The organism is Pseudomonas brassicacearum (genome assembly GCF_918698105.1).
Classification (GTDB): Bacteria; Pseudomonadota; Gammaproteobacteria; order Pseudomonadales; family Pseudomonadaceae; genus Aquipseudomonas; species Aquipseudomonas brassicacearum_F.
In genome coordinates this window covers 17,976-36,276 of record NZ_CAKKMI010000013.1, presented here as the reverse complement: position 1 = coordinate 36,276, position 18,301 = coordinate 17,976, and the positions used below count along the sequence as shown (strand labels likewise).

Annotated in this window: 17 protein-coding genes; 7 read left to right on the top strand and 10 right to left on the bottom strand. The window is 61.4% G+C overall.

All coding sequences use genetic code 11. From position 1 onward, the window contains the following. Window positions 1-33 precede the first annotated feature (33 nt). Both LQ215_RS07540 and LQ215_RS07535 read right to left on the bottom strand, forming a co-directional pair. Complete coding sequence (locus LQ215_RS07540; protein ID WP_230148590.1) at window positions 34-711, bottom strand: RES family NAD+ phosphorylase; 678 nt, start codon at window positions 709-711, stop codon at window positions 34-36. Then, window positions 711-1,121 (bottom strand): MbcA/ParS/Xre antitoxin family protein, encoded by a 411-nt coding sequence (locus tag LQ215_RS07535; protein ID WP_003196771.1) that lies wholly within the window; start codon window positions 1,119-1,121, stop codon window positions 711-713. Before LQ215_RS07535 ends, LQ215_RS07540 begins: the two co-directional genes overlap by 1 nt. A gap of 394 nt (window positions 1,122-1,515) precedes the next feature. On the opposite strand from LQ215_RS07535, the gene LQ215_RS07530 reads away from it, so the two are divergent. Further along, window positions 1,516-2,442 carry a LysR family transcriptional regulator gene (locus tag LQ215_RS07530; protein WP_230148523.1) on the top strand — a complete coding sequence of 309 codons (927 nt, stop codon included), beginning with the start codon at window positions 1,516-1,518 and terminating at the stop codon, window positions 2,440-2,442. On the opposite strand, the gene LQ215_RS07525 is transcribed toward LQ215_RS07530, so the two are convergent. The 8 genes from LQ215_RS07525 to LQ215_RS07490 all read right to left on the bottom strand — a co-directional run bounded on the left by LQ215_RS07525 (window position 2,359) and on the right by LQ215_RS07490 (window position 11,406). Further along, window positions 2,359-2,676: an AzlD domain-containing protein gene (locus tag LQ215_RS07525; RefSeq protein WP_116643381.1), complete on the bottom strand. Its 318-nt coding sequence runs from the start codon at window positions 2,674-2,676 to the stop codon at window positions 2,359-2,361. The genes LQ215_RS07530 and LQ215_RS07525 overlap by 84 nt on opposite strands. Continuing rightward, the gene (locus LQ215_RS07520) at window positions 2,655-3,368 is read right to left on the bottom strand and encodes an AzlC family ABC transporter permease (RefSeq protein ID WP_003196767.1); all 714 of its coding nucleotides are present in this window, start codon (window positions 3,366-3,368) and stop codon (window positions 2,655-2,657) included. The genes LQ215_RS07525 and LQ215_RS07520 overlap by 22 nt, the downstream gene beginning before the upstream one ends. Beyond that, complete coding sequence (locus tag LQ215_RS07515) at window positions 3,365-3,802, bottom strand: GNAT family N-acetyltransferase (RefSeq protein WP_230148521.1); 438 nt, start codon at window positions 3,800-3,802, stop codon at window positions 3,365-3,367. The genes LQ215_RS07520 and LQ215_RS07515 overlap by 4 nt, the downstream gene beginning before the upstream one ends. 13 nt (window positions 3,803-3,815) lie before the next feature. Beyond that, window positions 3,816-4,562 (bottom strand): 2OG-Fe dioxygenase family protein, encoded by a 747-nt coding sequence (locus LQ215_RS07510; protein ID WP_230148519.1) that lies wholly within the window; start codon window positions 4,560-4,562, stop codon window positions 3,816-3,818. 450 nt (window positions 4,563-5,012) lie between these two features. Continuing rightward, window positions 5,013-6,299 carry an OprD family porin gene (locus LQ215_RS07505; protein ID WP_230148517.1) on the bottom strand — a complete coding sequence of 429 codons (1,287 nt, stop codon included), beginning with the start codon at window positions 6,297-6,299 and terminating at the stop codon, window positions 5,013-5,015. A gap of 391 nt (window positions 6,300-6,690) precedes the next feature. Next, window positions 6,691-6,891: a hypothetical protein gene (locus tag LQ215_RS07500; RefSeq protein WP_041475659.1), complete on the bottom strand. Its 201-nt coding sequence runs from the start codon at window positions 6,889-6,891 to the stop codon at window positions 6,691-6,693. A 243-nt stretch (window positions 6,892-7,134) separates the two neighbouring features. Then, on the bottom strand, window positions 7,135-8,241 hold the full coding sequence (gene aguA, locus LQ215_RS07495; protein WP_230148515.1) for an agmatine deiminase: 1,107 nt from the start codon (window positions 8,239-8,241) through the stop codon (window positions 7,135-7,137). A gap of 252 nt (window positions 8,242-8,493) precedes the next feature. After that, window positions 8,494-11,406: an aminotransferase gene (locus LQ215_RS07490; RefSeq protein ID WP_230148513.1), complete on the bottom strand. Its 2,913-nt coding sequence runs from the start codon at window positions 11,404-11,406 to the stop codon at window positions 8,494-8,496. A 229-nt stretch (window positions 11,407-11,635) separates the two neighbouring features. Between LQ215_RS07490 and rfbB the strand changes: the two genes are divergently transcribed. The 6 genes from rfbB to LQ215_RS07460 all read left to right on the top strand — a co-directional run bounded on the left by rfbB (window position 11,636) and on the right by LQ215_RS07460 (window position 18,280). Next, window positions 11,636-12,718 carry a dTDP-glucose 4,6-dehydratase gene (gene rfbB, locus LQ215_RS07485; RefSeq protein ID WP_230148511.1) on the top strand — a complete coding sequence of 361 codons (1,083 nt, stop codon included), beginning with the start codon at window positions 11,636-11,638 and terminating at the stop codon, window positions 12,716-12,718. Next, window positions 12,715-13,590, top strand: a complete 876-nt coding sequence (gene rfbA, locus LQ215_RS07480) for a glucose-1-phosphate thymidylyltransferase RfbA (RefSeq protein ID WP_230148509.1) — start codon at window positions 12,715-12,717, stop codon at window positions 13,588-13,590. The genes rfbB and rfbA overlap by 4 nt, the downstream gene beginning before the upstream one ends. Then, window positions 13,587-14,132 (top strand): dTDP-4-dehydrorhamnose 3,5-epimerase, encoded by a 546-nt coding sequence (gene rfbC, locus LQ215_RS07475; RefSeq protein WP_230148507.1) that lies wholly within the window; start codon window positions 13,587-13,589, stop codon window positions 14,130-14,132. Before rfbA ends, rfbC begins: the two co-directional genes overlap by 4 nt. Then, complete coding sequence (rfbD, locus tag LQ215_RS07470; RefSeq protein WP_230148505.1) at window positions 14,129-15,010, top strand: dTDP-4-dehydrorhamnose reductase; 882 nt, start codon at window positions 14,129-14,131, stop codon at window positions 15,008-15,010. Before rfbC ends, rfbD begins: the two co-directional genes overlap by 4 nt. Window positions 15,011-15,083: 73 nt before the next feature. After that, window positions 15,084-16,892 (top strand): sensor histidine kinase, encoded by a 1,809-nt coding sequence (locus LQ215_RS07465; protein WP_230148497.1) that lies wholly within the window; start codon window positions 15,084-15,086, stop codon window positions 16,890-16,892. Further along, window positions 16,889-18,280, top strand: coding sequence for a sigma-54-dependent transcriptional regulator (locus LQ215_RS07460; RefSeq protein ID WP_230148495.1), 1,392 nt, complete (start codon window positions 16,889-16,891; stop codon window positions 18,278-18,280). The genes LQ215_RS07465 and LQ215_RS07460 overlap by 4 nt, the downstream gene beginning before the upstream one ends. Window positions 18,281-18,301: the final 21 nt, after the last annotated feature.

Here is an 18,301-nt window from a genome sequence, read left to right as displayed (position 1 = left end):
TTGCCCAGCCATAAAACACCATAAAGCCCTGCCTCACACCTGACTCACCTCAAACACAAACGAAATCTCCCGCTTCTGGGCACTCCAGACGTACCGAATGTGCTTGCCCTGCGTCGGAATCGAAACCGCCGGCGGGCGAAACGCGGCCACGCATTCGTGGCCGGGCAGGCGGACGCTGTTGTACAGCAGCCCCCAGGACAAGGTTTCACGCAGTTGCCGGGCGAACACTTGGGATGGGCCGTAGGCGGTGGGGTCCGGGTTGTGGAGGTGGGGGTGGTCGTGGCGGATGTCGTGCAGGGGTTTGATGACCTTGTTGACGTAGGTGCGCATGGTCAACTCCAGGTCCGGCTCGTTGGTCGCGCCAAGGAATCGAGCCTGGTGGTAGCAGGTTTCGGCGATGGCGGCTTCCTGGCTGCTGGCGGCGTAGTAGACGCCGAAGGTGCCGTCGCTGAAGCGGCTGCTTTTGCCGATGTGGGTGAATGCCGCCATTACCGGCGAAGAGCCGGGCCCGGAAATGCGGTCCTCGGGGCGGACCCGGGACAGCACGCCGGCTTGCTCCATCAGCCGATCGTTGGTCAACGCTTCCAGGGCGTAGGCCGTGGGCAGGTCTTCCGGGTCGAGTACGTCTTCAAACAGCGAAATCGGCGGGAAGCTGCTGTTGACGATGCGATAGGCCCGGTTCCATTGCGGGTCCGCCAGTGGTGGCACCATCAACCGCGCACTCCGTCGAGGTATCGCCGCACATCGGCGATGTCCACCACCCGGCCGGTCAGCATGTAGGACAGCGCCGACTGGCCGTTGAACGGTGCCGCGGTGTTGGGGCTGCTGACCCATTGATACGCACGGTCCCGGCTGTTGCTGAAGATAATGCTCAACGCCTTGTGGATACCCATGAGGTAGGAAATGCGCTCCAGCGTATCGCGAGGCAGCTTCACGTTTTCCGGCAATTGTTTGTATTTGTAGAAGGTCGTGTTTCCCACCTTGCCCAGCAATGTGCGCTGCTGTTCGACGCTGCAGCCCCAGAGCGCCATGAGATTGAAGAAAAACTTCAACGCGACTCGACCCGCATCCGGGGAATCCAATTGTTGCTGTGCGTTGAGGGTAATGGAGGAAGTCGCCATGGGTTTGGGCTCCTTTGTCGCGGGGTGGTGCTTAGAGAATAGTACAGATGCGGATTATTTTTAAGATTTTATTCGTAAATGGAATCCACAGCTCCCTATTTGAATAATTCGGCATGACTTCCCAAGTCAAAAAACGTAACCAGGGTCGGGCGTGAGACTCACGCAGGATTTTTCGCAAGACAGTCCACCTATGACCCTGCTAACTGATCCCGGCCAGCACCGACTGGGCAAAATCCCCAAATCCCGCATAAGCTCCAACCATCGCCTCCCGGCGCTTTTCGGCACAAAATCGCGACAACCGTGGCAAGGTGCATGATGATAGCCCGCATGCACTGCCTGGCCCGGCCCAGGTGCACAACAATAGCGAGCCCACTTAAGCAGAGGGCATTACCTCATGGATAGCAGAACCCTACGCAACCTCATGCGTATCGTGCAGACCGGTTCGTTGTCGGCAGCGGCCGAGCATTCGTGCCTCACGGTGCAGGCGTTGGCGGCGCAGTTGAACAAGGTCGAGGAACAGTTCGGTTTCCGGTTGTTCCGGCGCTCGAACAAGGGCCTGACGTTGACGAGCCAAGGCTCGGAACTGACCCCCTTCATGGATCAGGTGCTGGTTGCCACCCGGCAGTTGGAGGAGAAAGTCGCGGCGCTCAAGACCCCGCGACAGCGCACCCTCAGGGTGGCGCTCAATACCACCCTGCCGGCGGATTTCAACCGGCGGATGATCGACCGGTTGATTGCCGTGTTCCCCCAGTATCAGCTGGAATTCAGCTACGCCGAGTCGATGGAGAACCTGAGCAAGCTCAGGAACGAAGATTTTGACCTGGCGATCCTGATCGGCCAGCAACAGAGCGGTTTTACCAGCATCACCATGCCGGATGTGCAGGTGCGGGTGGTCGGCGCCCATTGTGGCGAGGCAGACGATTCCCTTGGCCTGCTCGGTGACAAGTTTCAGGTGCGTCCGGCAGAAGAATGTCCGTATTCCCACAGCTTCCTGCGTTTTCTCGACGCGGGCCTGGGCGAATACGGGTCGAGCCAGCGCATGGTGTACTCCTGCAGTGAGACGCTGACGTTGTCGTTGATCACGCAGCTCGATGGTTTGGGGCTGGTGTCCCGGGAGGCGGCGCTGCGCAACGGCCTGGCGATTTTCCCGGACTTCGAAGATTTCCTTGAAGTCCGCCTGGCGGTGAACAATTCGGAGTTGTCCGGCCAGGCGCTGCACGACGTGGTGGACCTGACGCTACAGGAACGAACCGAGCGCGATGTACGCCGCCGTGCCCACCGCCACACTGAGAAACAGGTTGCGGCTGAAATACGCACATAACAGCGTCGGAATCGCGGCATAAAACTCAGGGCGATCGAGTTGTATCTGCTGGTCCTTGATCAGCAACGGGGTCAGGCTGATGGCAGCGACGATCGCCACTGGCAGGTATTCCAGGGCGCGGGCGACGAAAGGCGGCCAATGGTCGGTATTGATCTGCAACGGCAGGGCGCGCGGCAGGAAGGTCACGGCCATCATCAGGGCCACGACCAGGATCAGGAACGTTTGGTCAGGCATACGCCCACCCCGCAGCCAACGAACGTGGCAATGAAGACATTGAATGGCGAGCTGCCCAGCAGGCTCAGCCCGCCCATGCAGACGACAGCCGCCAGGGCTGCGATCAGTTTGTTACGGGTGTTGCACAACGAAACCAGCACATAGAGCATCATCGCGGTCAGGGCATAGTCGAGCTGGTATTTGATGAGGTGCGCCGCGTATTGCGCACACACGGCGCCCAACAAGCCACCGAGTACCCAGGATGTGTGGCAGAACAGGTTGAAACCGACCAGGTAGCGCACGCTTACCGGCGCGCCGCTGCCGAGCTTGACGCTATGGAACGCGAACGACTCGTCCGTCAGCCCCGCCGCGTAGCACCAACGCTCGAAACGACTGAGCCCCAGCGCACGCAGGGCCTTGGCCATGTAGACCGACATCAGCATGTGCCGGGCATTGATCAGGAACGTGGTGAGCACGATGGTGGTCAGCGACGCACCGCTGGAAATCAACGCCAGCGCCGCGAATTGCGAAGCGCCCGCGTAGACGAACAGGCACATCGCCACCGGCAACCACAGGGGCAACCCGGCGTTGACCGCCATCAGACCGAACACAAACGAAACCGTGAAATAACCCGCTACCACCGGACTGGCTTCAGCAAAGGTACGCGAGGCTTGTGGTTCGACTGCCAGCGGCTGGCTGGAAGTCTTGTTCATAAATCCCTCTCGAAGGTGATTTCACCCCGGGGCTCACAGAAGCCCTGGGCCGCCCAGAAGCGCTTGCCGGCCAGATTAGCATCGTCGACGAAAAGGAACATGCGCAGCACGCCGACCCGCTTCATGTCCGCCGATGCGGCCTCGACCAGGCGCTGGCCCAGGCCTTTGGTGCGATGCTGCGGGCTGACCGCCAAGTGATTGATCGTGCCACGGGTACCGAGCATGCCGCCGATCACTGCGCCCACCACGTCACCGCTCGCATCGATGGCCAGGTACGCGGTGGTGGTGTCTTGCAACAACACACCGCGCAAGAATCGGGCATCCTGCCATTCGCAGAACGACACTTCGTCGAAACCGCGAAAGAACCGCTCCAGTCGCTCGGCGTCCCGGACCATGGCCCGGCGCAACAGAACCTGCTGCGTCGGCTCGTCCATGGGTTCGAGCCGTTCAGCGAACAATGTCGAAAGCGGTCCCGGGCCGCGAGAAGGAAATGGCCAGGATCTGCCGATAAGCCATGTCATGGCTATGGGTGTTGCGCGCCGGGGTCACGTAATGACGCATGTCGCGATCCAGGAAGAACGTGGTGTCGAGGATGTCCTCGTAGGTCGTCGCCGCCAGCTGTTCTTCCTGGGCGCTGTACAAGCGGCTTTCCGCACCCGCCACATTATGGCGTCCCCAGAAATGCACGCCGCTGAACGGATAGCCGTCGCAGTGGATCCCTTCGGGGGTGATTTCCAGCTGCTTGCCAGGCTTGATCTCGATGCGGATCTGATGGATCTGGCATTGCCAGATTTCATCGTGCAGTTCCTGCGGCAGGACGTTCTTGTAAACCTCGAAATCCGTGTCGATCAGGCTGCGCATCACCGGCGAATTGATCACTTCGTTGGAGAAATCCTGGAAGTGCCGTTCCAACCCGCCGACATAGCTGTTGTTGGCCTTGGACTGAATGTAGGCCCGGTGTTCGAGCTGGGTGAGCTCGCGGGTCGTAGGGTTGTACTGGAAGTCGCTGTAGCGGCGAAAACGCATGCCTGACTCGGCCTGGCCGTAGTAACTGTCGGGTTCCATGTTTTCCCAGCTTTTGGTCAGCCGGACAAAATCGCCGAAATGACCGTAGAGGTTGAAGTCCCCACCGCGAACGTTGACGTATTTGTCACGTCTTAGCGCTTCGCCCACTTCCCTGTTCAGAACGATCATTTTTCATAGGTCTCCACTGCATTGAGCGGCCTAATCTAGTAGGTGCAGGATTTACGTCCATGAGAAAGTATTTCAGGCATTTCAAGCGGTGCTTGAAACGGCGGGCAAAGTTGAATTAGTACGACTTTTGCTCGGGAAAACAGGCGGTTCCAGCGGTGTTTCTTGCGCTGAAAGCCAAAAAGACCCGAGCTTGAGGCGGCAACGCTATTCATTTCAGGCAGACATGACTCAAGCATGGCGAGAGAGCTTGCTCCCGCTGGGCTCTGTAGGAGCTGTCGAGTGCAACGAGGCTGCGATCTTTCCCAGACAGTTGAGTCTCAAGCGAAAGATCAAAAGATCAAAAGATCAAAAGATCAAAAGATCAAAAGATCGCAGCCTACGGCAACTCCTACGGCCAGCGGGAGCAAGCTCCCTCGCCACGGTTTTATACGCTCGTAACCTATTCAGGCATCAGAAGACGCTGATCGGATAATCCACAAACACCCGCAGCTCATTGCCGCTGACGTTGTACTCGCTAGACTTCTGCGACACCCTCAACACGGAACTGCGCAACCTGACGCTCAAGTCCTTGGCCGGACCGCTCTGGACCACGTACTTGAACTGGTTGAAGATCTCGCGCTCGGTACCGCCTTCGCTGGTGGAGGTGGTGATGTTATCGCCACGCACATAAGCGACGTTATAGCTCAGGCCCGGTACGCCGAAGGTGGTGAAGTCCAGGCCGTAGCCCAACTGCCAGCTGCGTTCGTCTTCAGCATTGAAGTCGGACCAGTAGGAGTTGGCCAGATAGATCGTGTTGCCGCCGTCACCCACACGATTCTGCTCGCGCTGATAGCCGCCATAGGCATAACCCAGGTTGCTGTCGCCGGTGCTGCGCTGGTGGGCGAGCGTGAAGCTGTGCGGGCCCGTAGCGAAGGTGGCAGCCAGGCTCCAGATCTTGTTGTCGTCGCCGGTGACGTTGTTTTCGCGAACGTAGCTGTTGTCCAGCTTGGTGCGATAGCCGTTGAAATCCAGGGTCAGGGACTGATCCTTGGCCAGCGGGAACACGTAGTTGGCGTTCACGTATTGCTTCTTCAATACGTCCTCGACATCCGAGGCGTAGAGCGAAGCCTTGAACTGCTCGGTGAACTGATAGCTGCCACCCAAGACGTTGATCGACTTCAGGCCACCGCTGTCGCGGCCTTCAGCGCTCTTGCGCGATTCGGCGGTGAAACGGCCGGCATTGAGTTCCAGGCCCTTGATCTCCTTGGAGGTGATCAGCGTGCCGGTGTAGCTTTCCGGCAGCAGGCGCGAGTTGTCATAGCTGAGCACCGGCAGGGCCGGCATCTGGTCGCCGTAGGCCAACACGGTATTGGAGACACGGAACTTGACCGCCGCGCCGAACTTGGACAAGTCATCGACCGCGTTGCCGCTGTCGCCTTGCTTGAAGAAGTCGATGCCGCCCGCCCCGCTGCGGCCTTTACCGCCGTCCAGGCGCAGCGCGTACAAACCGAACGCATCCACGCCGACACCCACGGTGCCCTGGGTGAAACCGGACGAGAAGGTACCGATGGCCGCCTGGCCCCATTCGGCCTTGTCTTCGTTGCCATCTTTGTAGTCGCGATTGATATAAGCGTTGCGCAACAGCACTTTCAAGCTGCTGTCTTCAACGAACCCTTTGGACTCAGCCTGGTCGTTGGCCATGGCGTGTGTCGTGCTCAAGATCCCCAGTGCGATCAAACTAATGCGCTTGTTCAACATGTTTATTTTCCTTGTACGGGTTGATACGCACTGCGACGGGCAACCGAAATGGCGCTTTTGCGCTCTTTTTCGGACTCTTGCTCCTGAAAATAATGAAAAGGCCCGCCCACGAATGATCGTGTCGGGCCTTTTTATTATTTAAGAGTCATGGCTGTTAGCCACAGGCGTAGGACGAATCCTAGTCGCGCCCTCAACGGTGTGTCAATTTCGTGAATCGTCTGTAATTAGGCGAAAAATGTCTAAGAACTGCTCATCGCGATCAGCCCGGTAGGGCTTGCGTTAGTCATTGGCTTGCTCGCTCCCACAGGGGGTTTGCGTGAATCCACAGTTCTTTCGGACACAAAAAAAGCGCTGCCATCCCGGCCAGCGCTTTTTATCAATCCGTCGAATTCTATCCTTGCATCACATCCCACAACGCTTCCAGCTCCGCCTCGCTGAACAGGCCAGCGGGGTAACGCTCAACGATCATCCGGCGCGGATCAGGTTCTCTGATCTGACGCGTTCCGTTGGACTTCAACCACTGCGCCAAGGCTTGAAGCGACTCACCATTAACGGCCAAGGGATGGCATGTGCGCTCGCTTATCATATTCATTCCAGCGCCCTCTCCTGGTTGATGAGCGGCCAATTTATCCAAGGTTTATGACAAAACAACGCAGTTCCGCTCCCCGAAACTGCGGGGATGCTGATACAAGAGCTATGCCAATGTATCCACGACAGCTATAGACAGGCACAAAAAAACCCACGACCCAATCGGGCCGCGGGCTTGCCAGGATGGATCCAAAAACGCCGACTTAGCGCCGGCGCAGCCGATATCACCCAGCTGTTACATCGCCACTCATTTTGCCCGCGGTGCAGGTTGCTGTTGAGTAAGGCAATGGATATTGCCGCCCCCCAGTAACAGTTCGCGTCCTGGCACCATGACCACTTCGTGCTGCGGGAACAGGCTTTGCAGGATGTCCCTGGCCGGCGCGTCCAGCGGATCGTCAAAACTTGGGGCGATGATGCCGCCGTTGACGATCAGGAAATTCACATAGGAACCGGCCAGCCGTACGGTCGGGTTACGTTCCTGGGAACCTTCCACCGCATCGACGCCTGCGCATTCCTCTTCGGTGGCATACATCGGCCCCGGAATCGGCATTTTGTGCACTGTGAACGGGCGCCCCTTGGCGTCAGTGCTGTTTTGCAGCACGTCCATCGCCGCATGGCAGCGGGTGTAGTTCGGGTCTTGCGGGTCGTCGGTCCAGGCAAGCAGGACTTCACCTGGCCGCACGTAGCAGCAGAAGTTATCCACATGGCCGTCGGTTTCGTCATTGAACAGGCCATCCGGCAGCCAGATGATCTTGTCCACCGCCAATTGTGCGCTGAGCACCGCCTCGATCTCTTCACGGCTCAAGTGCGGGTTGCGATTGCGGTTGAGCAGGCATTCTTCGGTGGTGATCAGGGTGCCTTCGCCATCCACGTGGATCGAGCCGCCCTCGAGCACAAAACCTTCGGTGCGATAACGCGGGCTGCGCTCGATCTCGAGGATCTTGCCGGCCACTTGCGCGTCACGGTTCCAGGGCGCGTACAGGCCACCGTCGAAACCGCCCCAGGCGTTAAAATCCCAATCGACACCGCGTACTTCACCACTGTCGTTGATCACGAACGTGGGACCGGTGTCGCGAACCCAGGCGTCATCACTGGACATTTCCACCAGGCGGATATTCGGCACGTCGAGACGCGCCCGGGCATTTTCGTATTGGGCCGCAGACACCGCCACGGTCACCGGTTCAAAACGGGCGATGGCCTTGGCGACCGCGACGTGTGCCGCCTGCGCAGGCTTGCCGCCCAGGCGCCAGTTGTCGGGGCGCTCGGGCCAGATCATCCAGACCTGGGTCTGGGTCGCCCATTCGGCAGGCATGTGGAAACCATCCGCGCGGGGAGTGCTGTGCAACGTTGTCATGGGTCATCTCCTGGGCGATGGGCAGTGGCAACTTTATAGACGATAAATATCGACTAATAAAGCCATAAAAACCAGCACCCATCAAAAAATAGCGCCAAACATCGACAAAAATCGATTTAAAAAACCGCAAAACCCTGTGGGAGCGAGCTTGCTCGCGATAGCGGCGAGTCAGCCAAATCAATATTGGCTTGGGCACCGTCCATCGCGAGCAAGCTCGCTCCCACAGGGGAACAGCTTGGCGTGCCAGATTGGTTACAGCCCCTCGTCCAAGACCTTCACCAGCATATCGACGAAGAAATCCACGCTCTGGCGCGTGGTGACCATCGGCGGTTTGATCTTGAGGATGTTCAGGTAATCGCCGGTCGGTTGCATGAAAATCCCCAACGCTCGCAGGCGGTTGCACAGCGCCGTGGTTTCTTCAGTGGCCGGCTCCAATGTGTCGCGGTCGCGGATCAATTCCACGCCCAGGTAGAACCCGGAGCCATGCACCGCACCGACCAATGGATAACGGTCGATCAAGGCCTCCAGTCGCGCCTTGAAGTGCCCGCCCACCACCCGGGCGTTTTCCCAGAGATTTTCTTCTTCCATGACATCCAGCACCGCCATGCCGATCTGGCAACTGACCGGGCTGCCTCCGGCCGACGAAAAGAAATACCCCTCGGCCTCCAGCGCCTCGGCGATTTCCCGGCGGGTAATGACCGCACCCAGCGGCTGGCCGTTGCCCATGCCCTTGGCCATGGTGATGATGTCCGGCACCACGCCTTGCTCTTCGAAGCCCCAGAAAAACTCGCCCATGCGCCCGTAACCGACCTGTACTTCGTCGGCGATGCAGACCCCACCACGCTCGCGCACCATCGCGTAGACCTGCTTCAGGTAACCGGGTGGCAGCGCGATCCCACCCGCGTTGCCGTACACCGGTTCGCAGATGAAACCGGCAAGTTGGCGCTTGTTCTCGGCGATTTTCGCCAGGTTGTGTTCGACGCTGCGCACGTAGTCCGGCGCGGTGTGGGGGCCACGGAATTCGCCGCGATAGGTGTTCGGGGCGGTCACTGGATGCACCCAGTCCGGGCGGCTGCTCAAGGCCTGGGGGTTGTCGGCGATGGACGTCGAGACCGCATCGGCCGCCACCGACCAGCCGTGATAGGCCTCCAATACGCTGAGCATGTCCCGCCCGCCGCTGTAGGCCCAGGCCAGGCGGATCGCCAGGTCATTGGCCTCGGTGCCGCTGTTGACCAGGAACACACGGTCCATGTTGGACGGCGACAACGCCAGCAGACGCTCGGAAAATTCGGCAACCGCCGCATAGTGGAAACGCGAGTTGGTATTGAGCAGCGACCACTGCCGGGCAGCCACTGCCGCCATGCGTGGATGACCGTGGCCCAGCACCGCGACATTGTTGAGCATGTCCAGGTACGAGCGGCCCTGCATGTCGATCAGGTGGTTGCGCCAGCCGCGCTCGATACGCGGCGGGTCGACGTAATAGTGCTTCTGCGAACGGGCAAAACTTGCATCGCGACGGGCCAGCAGCACGTCGGGATCGATCTCCGGCTCGGCATCGCAAGCCAGCCCTAGCAGCACCGCCGGCGAAGGGCAGAGCGCCTGCCAGGCCGGGGCTCTGGTGGGTGTGCAGAACAACGGTGGGTTCACCTGGGCGCCACGGCACAACTGGACCCGCAACGGCCCCGTCACTTCGCCCAGCACCTGCCCCTTGACCAGTGCCGCGCCGGAATGCAGCGGCGACGTCACGCCCCACAGCCGCACGCTCAACTGCGCGCTGTCCAGCTGCAACAGGCCGTCGGCCATCTTGTGCACGACCCCAGCGAACGGGGATTCGAGCGGCGTCCCCTGAGGAACGCTCAACTCCACGTGCAGTGGATAGGTATCGGGTTCGACGGCGCTGTCCGGCCGGGTCCGGGATAACCGGTACTGCCCGTAGCGGCTGGCGGCCAGGCCATGAACGCCCGCGGCCTCGCTCAGCAGGCGCTGGTCGATCCCCGGCTGCTCCCAATTGCCAGCCTCGAAGTGTGGGCTCAGCACCCCCAGGTCAATCAGCGCGAACTCACGCCCCACCAGGGTCGGCAACAGCGGCGCAAAGCCTTCGCTGGCAATCGGCGGCAGGCTTTGGTCGACGGCGGTGAGAATCGCCGCTTCCATCAGTTCGAGGGGCACCGAGTGGGCGACCCGGAAAATCTCCCATTCATGGGCCAGGTTGTCGCGGCTGTATTGGTTGCCCGGGTCGATGGAAACCTGCTGCTCACCGCTGAGCACCAGTACCGCGGCACGCGCCACGATCAGTGGCCACAGCGCCAACAGTTCTTCGCGCTGCAAGGGGTTGACTGCGTGGTAGGCCTTGATCGCCGGCAAGATGAAGAATGGATCGCCGTCGGCGTGGTGCAGAAGGGCCGCGCACGTCACCGACAAGTCAGTGATGCGCCAGGTGCGGATCAGGTCGCCGAAGTCGATGACGCCCTGCAATTGCCATTGGCGCTGGGCATCGCGCTGCCAGACCACGTTGTCATCAGTGATGTCCATGTGGATCGCCTGCACCGGCAGGCTGGCCTTGAGCGGCTGCAAGCGCCGCTCGGCCTGTTGCGCGACCTCGGCGATCAGTTGCCGCCGCTGATCGTCGTCGATGACAGGCAACAGGTGATCGACCAGGGCGGGGGCGTGGCGCGCGTCCCACTGCAGGGTACGCTCCAGGCCTGGGTGGTCGAATGTCGCCAGGGCCAGGTCCATTTCCGCGCACAGGCGGCCCAGGCCGGTCACCAGCTCAGCCGGCAAGTGCTTGAGCTGCGTGAGGGACTGGCCGTCGATGTACTCCAGCAGCCGCATATGGACCGCCTGGCCGTCGACGTCCAATGTCAGCAGGTCCTGGCCGTTGCTGGCGGTAATCACCCGCGGCACCTTCACCGCGCCGTGCCCGGCCAAATGTTTGAGGGCAGCGTGTTGGGCCTGGAGCTCCTGGACGGCGTAGTCGCCATGGCAAACCTTCAGCACAAAGCGCCCGCGCTCGCTGTCGACGCGGTAATTGAGGTCCTGGTGGCTGCCGAGGGGTCGCAGGTCACCGCTGAGTCCGTAATTCAAGCGCAACAGCACCAACGCCTGCTCGGCGCTGATCTGTGGGCTTGGCAAACTGGCACGGTGAACCAACGTAGTGAGTGGCATACAACGACCCCTGAGGTGGTTTTGATTGGATGACTATCTCGCCACTGAGTCGTGGGATAAGCAACCCCTCTTACATACGCGTCCTGGTATTGGGCCTGCGGTGAGGGGATTTACGTTCATTCTTGCGCTGGTCGCCTGTCGACGCGGCAATCTCCCACTTGCGCCGCCCTCGCCATGCCTACAAGCTATGCTCTTATCGCTCGACTCTCTGGTCCAAAAGGCTTACTGGATGCGCATTCTCATCACTGGCGGTGCCGGCTTCATCGGCTCGGCTCTCATACGGCACTTGATTCTTGATACCGGGCACCAGGTCCTGAACCTCGATAAGCTGACCTATGCCGGCAATCTCGAATCACTGAGCAGCATCGATCACGACAGCCGGTACGAATTCGTCCAGGCCGATATCGTCGATCAACCCACCGTCAGTGCAGTGCTGGCGCGATTCAAGCCTGACGCCATCATGCATCTGGCGGCCGAGTCCCATGTAGACCGCTCCATCGATGGCCCGGCGGACTTCATCCAGACCAATATCGTGGGCACCTACAGCCTGCTGGAAGCCACGCGAGCCTATTGGCAGGCCCTGCCCGAGCCACAGAAACGCGCGTTTCGCTTCCACCACATTTCCACCGACGAAGTGTATGGCGACCTGCACGGCGTGGATGACTTGTTCACCGAGGCCACCGCCTACGCCCCAAGCTCACCGTATTCGGCGAGCAAAGCGGCGTCCGACCATTTGGTCCGCGCCTGGCAGCGCACCTATGGCTTGCCCGTGCTGTTGACTAACTGCTCGAACAACTACGGGCCGTTTCACTTCCCCGAGAAGCTGATTCCACTGGTGATCCTCAACGCACTGGCCGGTAAGCCCTTGCCGGTCTACGGCGACGGCCAGCAAGTTCGCGACTGGCTGTTCGTCGAAGATCATGCCCGTGCGCTGCTCAAGGTCGTCACAGAAGGCGCGGTCGGCGAGACTTACAACATTGGCGGCCACAACGAGCAGAAAAACATCGACGTGGTGCGCAGCATCTGCGCGTTGCTCGAAGAACTGGCGCCACGCAAACCCGAGGGGGTCGAACACTATGCCGACCTGATCAGCTTCGTCCAGGACCGCCCCGGCCACGACCTGCGCTACGCCATCGACGCCAGCAAGATCGAACGGGAACTGGGCTGGACCCCCCGGGAAACCTTCGAAACCGGGCTGCGCAAGACCGTGCAGTGGTACCTCGAGAACCTGCTGTGGTGCCAGCGTGTCCAGGACGGCAGCTATCAGGGCGAGCGCCTCGGCTCGCTCGACAACAAGGATGCGATTGCATGATGAAGGGCATTGTTCTGGCCGGCGGTTCCGGCACACGCTTGCACCCGATTACCCTCGGGGTTTCCAAGCAACTCTTGCCGGTTTATGACAAGCCGATGATTTATTACCCGATCTCGGTGCTGATGCTCGCCGGCATCAAGGACATATTGGTGATTTCCACCCCGCAGGATCTGCCGCAATACCGCAGCCTGTTGGGCGACGGCCAACAGTTTGGCGTGCAGTTCAGCTACGCCGAGCAACCGAGGCCCGATGGCCTGGCCCAGGCGTTCCTGATTGGCGAACAGTTCATTGGCAGCGATTCGGTGTGCCTGATCCTGGGCGATAACATTTTCCACGGCCAGCATTTTGGCGAACAGTTGCAGACCGCCGTCAACCGGCAGAGTGGCGCGACGGTGTTCGGCTACTGGGTCAAGGACCCTGAGCGTTTTGGCGTGATCGACTTCGATTCAGAAGGACGAGCAATGTCCATAGAAGAAAAACCCACCGCGCCCAAATCCAGCTACGCGGTGACCGGCCTGTATTTCTACGATAACGACGTGATCAAGATCGCCAAGGCAATCAAGCCGTCCAAGCGCGGCGAACTGGAAATCACCGACGTTAACAATGTCTACCTGCAACGCGGCGACTTGCACGTCGAGCGCTTCGGCCGTGGTTTCGCCTGGCTGGACACCGGCACCCACGACAGCCTGCTGGAAGCATCCCAATACGTGCAGACCATCGAACATCGCCAAGGCCTGAAAGTGGCGTGCCTGGAAGAAATTGCCTACCAGCAAGGTTGGGTCAGCCGCGAGCACGTCCTTGAACGCGCCCAGTATTTTGGCAAGACCGGCTACGGCCAGTACTTGTTCAATATCGCCGGAGAAACACGATGAAGGTCATCGCCACTCGCCTGCCGGATGTCCTGGTCATCGAACCGAAAGTCTTTGGCGACGACCGGGGGTTTTTCTACGAAAGCTTCAATGCCCGGGCCTTTGCCGAAGCGACCGGCTGCACCCTGCAGTTCGTCCAGGACAACCATTCACGCTCCACCAGGGGCGTGCTGCGGGGCCTGCACTATCAGATCGAACAGGCCCAGGGAAAACTCGTGCGCGTCACGGCGGGGGAAGTGCTGGATGTCGCGGTGGACATCCGCCGCAGCTCGCCGACCTTCGGCCAATGGGCCAGCGTACGTTTGTCGGCGCAGAACCACCGGCAGATGTGGGTCCCGCCAGGGTTTGCCCACGGTTTCGTGGTACTGAGCGAATCAGCGGACTTCCTCTACAAGACCACTGATTACTACGCACCCTCGGCCGAACGCTGCATTCGCTGGGACGACCCGCAGCTGGCCATCGATTGGGAGTTCGAAGGCGCGCCGATCCTCTCGGCCAAGGACCAGAACGGCAAGACCCTGCACGAGGCAGACCTGTTCCCATGAGTGCTCCCCTGCGCATCTTGATCATCGGCCAGAATGGCCAGGTTTCCCGGGCGCTCCAATCGCGCCTGGGCGGACTGGGCGAGTTGATCGTACGCGGCAGCGACCAGCTCGACCTGGCGCAACCGGATTCCCTGCACGCCCCCATTGAAGCCCTGAGGCCCGGCCTGATCATCAATGCCGCCGCCCACACGGCTGTCGACCAGGCCGAGAGCGAACCGGAGCGGGCGTTCGCCATCAATGCCACGGCACCAGGCATCCTGGCCCAGGCAGCGGTTGCGCTGGGCGTCCCGCTGATTCATTACTCCACCGACTACGTCTTCGATGGCCTCAAGCCCACCCCCTACACCGAGGACGACACGCCCAACCCATTGAGTGTCTACGGACGCAGCAAGCTGGCCGGCGAGAACGCCATCCGCCAGGCTGGCGGCCAGCACCTGATCCTGCGCACCAGTTGGGTGTACTCCACCGAGGGCCGCAACTTCCTGTTGACCATGCAGCGCCTGTTGCAGGAAAAACCGCAGCTGCGGGTGGTCGCCGACCAGGTCGGCGCACCGACCTGGGCCGGCACCATTGCCGACAGCACCGCGCAACTGATCGAGCGCTGGCAGGCCGGCCAATCCGGCGCCTGGGGTACCTATCACCTGACAGCCCGGGGCGAGACGTCCTGGTTCGGTTTCGCCCAGGCCATCGGCGAAAACCTGCTCGCTCGGCACAAGCCGTGCGCATTGCTTGAGCCCATTGAGTCGAGCGCTTATCCGACTCCGGCCCCGCGACCACTTAACTCGCGCCTGGATTGCACGCGCCTGTTCAAGACGTGGGGGGTGAGCCAACCGGACTGGCGAAACGCGTTGCAGCAGTGCCTAGCCGGACAAATCTAGTACTGCCTTACAAATAGTATTTGTGAGGCGGCGCTGGGCATAATACGCCTGTCACCACAGGCGCCCGAGGCTCATGAACTCCACCCTTCCCCGCAGACCCCGCTGGCGCAGCCTGGCCTTGCTCGCGCTGTGCCTGGCGCCGTTGCTGTGGCCGTTGGAGCACCTGGCCGAACGTTATTACCGCAGCGAGCTGGCGGGGCAGAACCGCCAGACCCTGGACCTCTACGTCGCCAACCTGTTGGGCACACTGCACCGTTATGAGGTGCTGCCACAGATTCTCGGCGAGCTGCCGGCCTTGCGCGCCGCCTTGTCGGCCCCGGACGATGGCGTGACCCAAGGCAATGCCAACCGGCTGCTGAAAAACATCAGCGCCCAGACCGGCGCCGAAGTCATGTACCTGATGGACCCTTCCGGCAAGACCCTGGCCGCGTCGAACTGGGACAAACACGACAGTTTCGTCGGACGCAATTTCGCCTTCCGGCCGTACTTCATCGAAGCCATGGCCGGGCGCCTGGGCCGCTTCTTCGGCTTGGGCACGACGTCGGCCAAGCGCGGTTATTTCTTTGCCGCCGCCGTGCGCGACCGCGAGAAAGTCATCGGCGTGCTGGTGGTCAAGGTCGACCTGGACCACACCGAAAGCCTGTGGGGCAAGACCCCGGAACAATTGCTGGTGACCGACCACAATGGCGTGGTCATCCTCACGTCGCGACAGGAATGGCGATTTCGCGCGACGCGGCCCTTGAGTGACGCCGAGCGCGAGGCCATCAGCGCCGTACAACCGTATCCGACCCGCGATCCCAAGCCGCTGAACCTGGACGCCAACGCCTGGCTGCCCCAGACCCAGTCCATCGAGGAAACCGGCTGGAGCGTGAGCATTCTCGCCCCGCGCACGCTGATTGATCGCCCAGTGCGCACCGTGGTCGCGATCGGTGGCGCAGCGTTGCTGGTCTTGATGCTGTTGCTCGGGCTGATGATGCAACGCCGGCGCCATTACCTGGATCGGATCGCCTTCGAAGCCAAGGCCCGTCACGAATTGGAAGGCCGGGTGGCCGAGCGCACCAGCGACCTGGAAGGACTGAACCGACGGCTGAAGCAGGAAGTACTGGAGCGTGAGCAGGCCCAGCAGGAGTTGGTCCGCGCCCAGGATGACCTGGTGCAGGCCGGCAAGCTGTCGGCCCTGGGCACCATGTCGGCGAGCATCAGCCACGAACTCAACCAACCGCTGGCGGCGATTCGCAGCTACGCCGAAAACGCCGAAATTCTGCTCGACCACCAACGCACCGAAGACGCCCGGGGCAACCTCAAGCTGATCAGCGAACTGACCGGGCGCATGGCCTCGATCATCGCCCACCTGCGCGCCTTCGCCCGCCGCGACCGACATGCGCCGGAAAGCGTCGCCCTGCAGCCGGCGCTGGACGATGCCCTGGCCCTGCTCGCCAAGCGCCGACGCAGCATGGAAGTGGAGCTGATCCGCGATTTGCCGGCCGCCACGCTGTGGGTCGAGGCCGGCGAAACCCGCTTGCGCCAGGTGCTCGGCAACCTGCTGGCCAACGCCCTCGATGCCCTCACGGAGAAAGGCCCGCCGCGCAAACTCTGGCTCAGTGCCCAGGCCACCGAAACCGGCGTCAACCTGTACATCCGCGACAACGGCCCAGGGTTTTGCATGGAAGCCCTGGGCCGTGCCGGCGAACCCTTCTACACCACCAAGACCCGCACCCAGGGCCTTGGCCTGGGGCTGGCGATCTGCGACACCCTGATGCGCGCCTTTGGCGGTGAACTGTCGTTCGCCAACCACAAGGAAGGCGGCGCCCTGATTACCCTGAAGCTGCGCGCCGGCGCCCCCGGGGTGAGCCTGCAACCGTCCGAGGACCGAAGTGTATGACCATCGACAACCGGATTGAGGTGGTGCTGATCGACGACGATCCCCATCTGCGTCAGGCCTTGAGCCAGACCCTCGACCTGGCCGGCCTGAAAATCCTGCCCCTGGCCGAAGCCAAGGGTGTGGCCGGGCAACTGCCCCGTGACTGGCCGGGCGTGGTGGTCAGCGATATTCGCATGCCGGGCATGGACGGCCTCGAACTGCTGGGCGAACTTCACGCCCAGGACCCGGAGCTGCCGGTGTTGCTGATCACCGGCCACGGCGATGTGCCACTGGCAGTGCAGGCGATGCGCGCCGGAGCCTATGACTTCCTGGAAAAACCCTTCGCCAGCGATCATCTGCTCGACAGCGTACGCCGGGCCCTGGCCTTGCGCCGCCTGGTGCTGGACAACCGCAGCCTGCGCCTGGCCCTGAGTGATCGCCATGAACTCAGCGCTCGCCTGGTCGGCCAATCGGCACCGATATTGCGCCTGCGCGAGCAAATCGGTGCATTGGCCGCCACCCGCGCCGACGTGCTGATCCTCGGCGAAACCGGAGCCGGCAAGGAAGTGGTCGCCCGTGCGTTGCACGATCTTTCAGGCCGGCGCAACGGCCCCTTCGTGGCGATCAACGCCGGGGCCCTGGCCGAGTCGGTGGTGGAAAGTGAGCTGTTCGGCCACGAACCCGGCGCGTTTACCGGCGCGCAGAAACGCCGCATCGGCAAATTCGAATTCGCCAACGGCGGTACGCTGTTCCTGGATGAAATCGAAAGCATGAGCCTGGATGTCCAGGTCAAGCTGCTGCGCCTGCTGCAGGAGCGCGTGGTGGAGCGGCTGGGGGGCAATCAACAGATTCCGCTGGATATCCGCGTGATCGCCGCCACCAAGGAAGACCTGCGCCAGGCCGCCGACCAGGGGCGTTTTCGCGCCGACTTGTATTACCGCCTGAATGTCGCGCCGCTGCGCATACCGCCGTTGCGTGAACGGGGGGAAGATGCGCTGATGCTGTTCCAGCATTTCGCCGACGAAGCCAGCGCTCGCCACGGCCTGCCGCCCCATGAATTGCAACCGGCACAACGGGCGCTGCTACTGCGCCACAGTTGGCCGGGCAATGTGCGGGAGCTGCAGAACGCCGCTGAACGTTTCGCCCTGGGCCTGGAACTGGCCCTGGACAACAGCGCGCCCGACGGCAGCCCCAGCGCACCGGTGGAACTGGTCAGTGGCGGTTTGAGCGAGCAGGTGGAAAACTTCGAAAAAACCCTGATCGCCGCCGAACTGGCCCGCCCCCACAGCTCGGTGCGCAGCCTGGCCGAAGCCTTGGGCATCCCACGCAAGACCTTGCACGACAAGTTACGCAAGCATGGGCTGAACTTCGGTGACAGCAGCCATGGTTCGGCCGACGAGTCCGATTGAGTTATCGTCATTACCCTTTCA